This window comes from Pseudomonas sp. Irchel s3f7, assembly GCF_900187615.1.
In the GTDB taxonomy this organism is placed as follows: Bacteria; Pseudomonadota; Gammaproteobacteria; order Pseudomonadales; family Pseudomonadaceae; genus Aquipseudomonas.
In genome coordinates this window covers 1-6,047 of the sequence record NZ_FYDO01000056.1, presented here as the reverse complement: position 1 = coordinate 6,047, position 6,047 = coordinate 1, and the positions used below count along the sequence as shown (strand labels likewise).

Here is a 6,047-nt window from a genome sequence, read left to right as displayed (position 1 = left end):
AAAGGGACCGAGGCGCTGGTGATACTTGCCAGAAAACTGGCTCGGGTACTGTTTGCCTTGATGAAAAACCAAAGTGAATACAAGCCTATTTCTATGTTTGGGGGTTCCCCCCAAACATAGAATCTCCCACAGTGATTCTCAGTGATCACAAGTGTTGTGTACGACCGGGAAACCTGTGGGAGCTGGCTTGCCAGCGATAGCAATCTCGAGGCAACAAAAAACCCGCCGATGATCACTCATCGGCGGGTTTTTCATTTTGCGGCTAAGGCTTAGATCGCGCCACGTTTGCGCAGCAGATCCAGCACTTGCTTGACGCCTTCATCCAGCGACACGGACTGGGTATCGATCACCAGATCGGCATCCAGCGGCACGTCGTACGGGAAGGATTCGCCCGGGATGTTGTCCCCGGCGGCCGCGTACAGACCTTGCGGATCACGCTCGGCGCATACGGTTGGCGAAGCCTGGACGTAGACCGTCAGCAGACGCTCCTTGCCGATCAGTTCCCGGGCCTGTTCACGACCTTCGGCATTTGGGGCAACAAACGCGGCCAGGGTCAGCAGACCCGCCTCGTTGAACTGACGCGCCACGTGCGCGGCACGACGCCAGTTCTCGGTACGCCCGGCGCGATCCTGTGGCAGACCTTTATTCAGGTCATGGCGCAGGTTCTGGCCATCGAGCACAAACACCGCACGACCCAGGTCGAACAGCTTGCGTTCAACCGCATACGCCAGGGTGCTTTTACCAGCGCCGGACAAGCCGCTGAACAATACGGTGGCCGGTTGCTGGCCGAAGCGCTGGGCGCGTTCTTCGGTGGCGACGTGAGCCAGTTTGCCGTGGTGCGTGCTGGTGCCGTGTGCCAGAGGCTGGGCGACGATCATGCCCGCGCCGACGGTGCCGTTGGTCAAGCGGTCGATGATGATGAACGCGCCGGTGGTGCGGTTGCTGTCGTAACCGTCGAGGGCAATCGGCGCATCGAGCGCGATCTTGACCTTGCCGATTTCGTTCAGCTGCAACGCGCTGGCCGGGCCTTCTTCAAGCGTGTTGACGTCGACCTTGTTGACGATGCTGGCGATGGAGCCCGGCACGTAACTGGTGGCGCGCTTGATGTCGTACTTCTTGCCCGGCAGCATCGGCTCTTCAGCCATCCACACCAGCATCGCTTCGAAGCTGTCGGTCACTGGCGGCACGTTGTCGGCATGCACCAACAGGTCGCCACGGGAGATATCGATTTCGTCTTCCATGGTCAGCGTTACGGCTTGACCAGGACCGGCGTGTTCCAGCTCACCTTCGAAGGTGACGATGGATTTCACGCGGCTGCTCTTGCCCGACGGCAGCACCACAACTTCGTCGCCTTTCTTGACGATGCCGCTGGCCAGCGTGCCGGCGAAGCCACGGAAGTTCAGGTTCGGACGGTTGACGTACTGCACCGGGAAACGCAGGTCGGTGAAATTGCGATCGCCCGCCACTTCCACGGTCTCGAGAATTTCCATCAGCGACTGGCCGGTGTACCACGGCGAGCGCTCGGATTTGTTCACCACGTTGTCGCCCTTCAGCGCCGACATCGGCACGAAGTGCATGCTCGTCGGCTTGAGCTTCAGGCCTTCGGCGAACTGCAGGTAATCAGCCTTGATCGACTCGAACACGCCCTGATCGAAGCCCTTGAGGTCCATCTTGTTGATGGCGACCACGATGTGCTTGATGCCCAGCAACGAGGCGATGAAGCTGTGGCGACGGGTCTGGGTCTGCACGCCGTAACGGGCGTCGACCAGGATGATCGCCAGGTCACAGGTGGACGCACCAGTGGCCATGTTGCGGGTGTACTGCTCATGGCCGGGAGTGTCGGCGATGATGAATTTGCGCTTGGCGGTGGAGAAATAGCGGTACGCAACATCGATGGTGATGCCTTGTTCGCGCTCGGCCTGCAAGCCGTCGACCAGCAACGCCAGGTCGATGTCTTCGCCGGTGGTGCCAACTTTTTTCGAGTCGCGGGTGATCGCTTCCAGGTGATCTTCGTAGATCATCTTGGAGTCGTGCAGCAAGCGCCCGATCAGGGTGCTCTTGCCGTCGTCGACGTTACCGCAGGTCAGAAAGCGCAGCAGCTCTTTACGTTCGTGCTGGCCCAGGTAGGCGAGGATGTCCTCGCTGATCAAATCAGATTGGTGGCTCATTGCATTCAAGCTCCAAGCTGTAAGCTTCAAGCGGCAAGCTTGTCGGCGTACAGCTAGTCAGAAATTTTATTGATCAACCCGCTAAGCATTTTTGAAAGCTCGCGAGATTCTGAAATCCAAAGTGCCGCCAACGGTTCTCTGATGTAACCAATTTCACTGCCAATAATTATCTGTGTCCGTAGCTCCCCGCAGGAGGCTTTAGCTATCGACAGAAATCGACATTTTTCTTTTGCAGTGAAACGTTCCATTCCCTCGGCAATATTGCTGGGAATCGAAAGCCCTGAACGAGTGATCTGACTTTTGAAAGCCACATCACCGCATTCGGCCATTTCCTTGTAGAGGTTGACTGCTAATGCTTTGGCTCTTTGCCAAAAAACCAGTTTCTCGAAATCCATTTCGAAACCCGCTTTTGATTCGCTTGCAGCTTGCCGCTTGAAGCTTGCAACTGCTTCTTAGAAATAACCTTGACGTTTTTTGTCTTCCATCGAGCCTGCGCCATCGTGGTCGATGACACGGCCCTGGCGCTCGGAAGTTCGCGTCAGGAGCATTTCCTGAATGATGTCCGTCAGGCTTTCGGCCTCGGACTCCACCGCGCCCGTCAACGGGTAGCAACCAAGGGTACGGAAACGCACTTTCTTTTTGACGATGCGGGCTTTGTCTTCATCGCTCAGGTGTTCGAGGATGCGCTCGTCGTCGATCATGATCAGTGTGCCGTTCTTCTCGATGACTTCACGCTCGGCGGCGAAGTACAGCGGGACGATCGGGATGCCTTCAAGGTAGATGTACTGCCAGATGTCCAGCTCGGTCCAGTTCGACAACGGGAATACACGAATGGATTCGCCCTTGTTGACCTTGCCGTTGTAGACGTTCCACAACTCCGGGCGCTGGTTTTTCGGGTCCCAGCGGTGCTTGCTGTCGCGGAACGAGTACACGCGCTCTTTGGCGCGGGATTTCTCTTCGTCGCGGCGGGCACCACCAAAAGCGGCGTCGAAACCATACTTGTCGAGAGCCTGTTTCAGGCCTTCGGTCTTCATGATGTCGGTGTGTTTGGCGCTGCCGTGGGTGAACGGGTTGATGCCCTGCGCAACGCCTTCCGGGTTGACGTGGGTGATCAGGTCCAGGCCCAGCTCGGCGACCATCTTGTCGCGGAAGCTGTACATCTCCTGGAATTTCCACTGGGTGTCGACGTGCATCACCGGAAACGGCAGCTTGCCAGGGAAGAATGCCTTGCGTGCCAGGTGCAGCATCACGGCGGAGTCTTTACCGATGGAGTACAGCATCACCGGGTTATCGAACTCGGCGGCCACCTCGCGGATGATGTGGATGCTTTCCGCCTCCAGCTGTTTCAGATGCGTCAGTTTGTCGACCATGGCTACTCACGAAATCTTTCTTATGAACGGCCAGCGGGCCGTGTTCGAGCGGGGAATCCTAGCACAGCGACCCCTTCTAATCAGGACGCCAACTAGATCGAAAGAGCATATGAATATGCCTGCTCGTTTGGGCGATACAGAGCTTCTGTAGGAGCGAGCAGGCTCGCGATGGTCGTCAACGATAACGCTGGAAACCTGACACCCGGTGTTGTTCTCAGGTTCATCGCGAGCATGCTCGCTCCTACAGTGTCGCGTTCATCGTCAGATCGGATTCGGGCAGTCGATGAAGATGTGCTCCAGTGCAAAGCGCCGCGCCAGGTAATCCCCCAAGGCCTGGACGCCATAACGCTCGGTAGCATGATGACCGGCGGCGATAAAACTGATGTCATTTTCCCGGGCACTGTGGAAGGTTTGCTCCGACGCTTCGCCACTGAGGTAAAGATCGACACCCGCGAGTACGGCCTGATCGATGTACCCCTGACCGCCGCCCGTGCACCAGCCGACCCGGCGAATCATTTGGCTGCCCTCAATCAACAAGGGTTCACGGCCCATGACTTCCTGCACTCGACGGGCGAAGTCTCGGGCCATCATCGGTTCATTCAACGAGCCGACCAAACCGACGATTTTCAGGTTATCGGGATCGAGCGGGCCTTCGACGGTGATGTCGAGCTGCCGTGCCAACTGCACGTTGTTGCCTACATCCGGATGCAGATCGAGCGGCAAGTGATAGGACAGCAGGCTGATATCGTGCTTGAGCAACGTCTTCAAGCGGCGTTGCTTCATCCCGGTGATGCAAGGATTCTCGCCTTTCCAGAAATAGCCGTGATGCACCAGTACCAGATCGGCATTGGCTTCTACCGCGGCATCCAACAACGCCTGGCTGGCAGTGACGCCGCTGACGATGCGCATCACCTGCGGCCGGCCCTCGACCTGCAGGCCGTTGGGGCAGTAATCGGCAATTTTCGAACTGCCGAGGTAGCGATCGGCTTCTTCGACCAGTGTGCTCAGGGCGACGGCCATAAAAGACTCCTAAATATCCCGTTCAGAGGCACGCGCGGCCTCGTATAATGCGCGTCATTATGAGCGGTCTCATACCGCCTGCAACTCTCTCAGGACGTGCTTAATGCTCAAGGCGCTGCGTTTTTCCGGCTGGCCGCTGTTGGCCGGCGTGCTTGTCGCTCTGTTAATCATCCAGCGTTACCCGCAGTGGGTCGGGCTTCCAAGCCTCGACGTCAACCTGCAACAAGCCCCGCAGACCACCAGCATGCAGCAGGGCCCGGTGTCCTACTCCGACGCGGTGATCATCGCCGCGCCGTCCGTGGTGAACCTGTACACCACCAAAGTCATCAACAAACCCAGCCATCCGCTGTTCGAGGACCCGCAGTTCCGGCGCTTCTTCGGCGATAATTCGCCCAAGCAGAAGCGCATGGAATCGAGCCTCGGCTCCGGCGTGATCATGAGCCCGGAAGGCTACATCCTGACCAACAACCACGTCACCAGCGGTGCCGACCAGATCGTGGTGGCCCTCAAGGACGGACGTGAGACGCTGGCCCGGGTGATCGGCAGCGATCCGGAAACCGATCTCGCGGTACTGAAAATCGACCTCAAAACCCTGCCTTCGATTACTGTCGGTCGCTCCGACAACATCCGCATCGGCGACGTCGCGCTGGCCATCGGCAACCCGTTCGGCGTCGGCCAGACCGTGACCATGGGCATCATCAGCGCCACCGGGCGCAATCAGCTGGGCCTGAACAACTACGAAGACTTCATCCAGACCGACGCCGCCATCAACCCCGGCAACTCCGGTGGTGCGCTGGTGGACGCCAACGGCAACCTGACCGGTATCAACACGGCGATTTTCTCCAAGTCCGGCGGCTCACAAGGCATCGGTTTCGCCATCCCGGTCAAACTGGCCATGGAAGTGATGAAGTCGATCATTGAACACGGCCAGGTGATTCGCGGCTGGCTGGGCATTGAAGTTCAGCCATTGAGCCAGGAACTGGCGGAGTCCTTTGGTTTGTCCGGGCGTCCGGGCATTGTGGTCGCCGGGATCTTCCGCGACGGGCCGGCACAGAAGGCCGGCCTGCAACTGGGCGACGTGATTCTCGCCATCGACGGCGAACCAGCCGGTGACGGTCGTCGCTCGATGAACCAGGTGGCACGGATCAAACCGACCGACAAGGTCACGATCCAGGTGATGCGCAATGGCAAGGAATTGAAGCTCACCGCGGAAATCGGCTTGCGTCCGCCGCCGGCACCTGTGAAAGAGAAAGAAGAAGAGTAAGCAGACGTCACATGTCCTGTGGGAGCGTGGCTTGCCCGCGATAGGAACACCGCGGTGTATCAGCTTTACCGCGTTATCGTTCATCGCGGGCAAGCCACGCTTGTATGTTTAGACTTGAAGGGGTGGGTGGGACTAAAGCCTCGCTTCTGACTCTGACCAGTACAGACCGTGGGAGACATCGTCCCACCCCTTCACCTAATGCGCCGATAAGGAATGCATCGGCTC

5 protein-coding genes and 1 pseudogene are annotated in these 6,047 nt (G+C 58.3%); 2 read left to right on the top strand and 4 right to left on the bottom strand.

Features of this window, described 5'->3' with window-relative positions; genetic code table 11:
* Nucleotides 1–120: pseudogene (locus CKW19_RS29320) on the top strand (IS110 family transposase); the annotation flags it as partial.
* 149 nt (nucleotides 121–269) lie between these two features.
* On the opposite strand, the gene cysN reads toward CKW19_RS29320, so the two are convergent.
* The 4 genes from cysN to CKW19_RS27985 all read right to left on the bottom strand — a co-directional run bounded on the left by cysN (nucleotide 270) and on the right by CKW19_RS27985 (nucleotide 4,558).
* Entirely contained in the window at nucleotides 270–2,168 is a 1,899-nt protein-coding gene (cysN, locus tag CKW19_RS28000) for a sulfate adenylyltransferase subunit CysN (RefSeq protein ID WP_095061759.1), read from the bottom strand.
* Between the two features lie 53 nt (nucleotides 2,169–2,221).
* Complete coding sequence (locus tag CKW19_RS27995) at nucleotides 2,222–2,563, bottom strand: four helix bundle protein (protein WP_095061757.1); 342 nt, start codon at nucleotides 2,561–2,563, stop codon at nucleotides 2,222–2,224.
* Nucleotides 2,564–2,620: 57 nt separating this feature from the next.
* Nucleotides 2,621–3,538, bottom strand: coding sequence for a sulfate adenylyltransferase subunit CysD (cysD, locus tag CKW19_RS27990; RefSeq protein ID WP_053154630.1), 918 nt, complete (start codon nucleotides 3,536–3,538; stop codon nucleotides 2,621–2,623).
* Nucleotides 3,539–3,799: 261 nt separating this feature from the next.
* Nucleotides 3,800–4,558: a Nif3-like dinuclear metal center hexameric protein gene (locus tag CKW19_RS27985; protein ID WP_095061755.1), complete on the bottom strand. Its 759-nt coding sequence runs from the start codon at nucleotides 4,556–4,558 to the stop codon at nucleotides 3,800–3,802.
* 103 nt (nucleotides 4,559–4,661) lie between these two features.
* Here CKW19_RS27985 and algW point away from each other — a divergent pair, with 103 nt between their 5' ends.
* On the top strand, nucleotides 4,662–5,822 hold the full coding sequence (gene algW, locus CKW19_RS27980; protein WP_095061753.1) for a Do family serine endopeptidase AlgW: 1,161 nt from the start codon (nucleotides 4,662–4,664) through the stop codon (nucleotides 5,820–5,822).
* Nucleotides 5,823–6,047: the final 225 nt, after the last annotated feature.

Excerpts from the sequence above, each read along its gene's own strand:
- CKW19_RS27995 (WP_095061757.1), bottom strand. The coding sequence starts at position 2,563 with ATGGATTTCGAGAAACTGGTTTTTTGGCAAAGAGCCAAAGCATTAGCA.
- cysD (WP_053154630.1), bottom strand. The coding sequence starts at position 3,538 with ATGGTCGACAAACTGACGCATCTGAAACAGCTGGAGGCGGAAAGCATC.
- cysN (WP_095061759.1), bottom strand. The coding sequence starts at position 2,168 with ATGAGCCACCAATCTGATTTGATCAGCGAGGACATCCTCGCCTACCTG.
- CKW19_RS27985 (WP_095061755.1), bottom strand. The coding sequence starts at position 4,558 with ATGGCCGTCGCCCTGAGCACACTGGTCGAAGAAGCCGATCGCTACCTC.
- algW (WP_095061753.1), top strand. The coding sequence starts at position 4,662 with ATGCTCAAGGCGCTGCGTTTTTCCGGCTGGCCGCTGTTGGCCGGCGTG.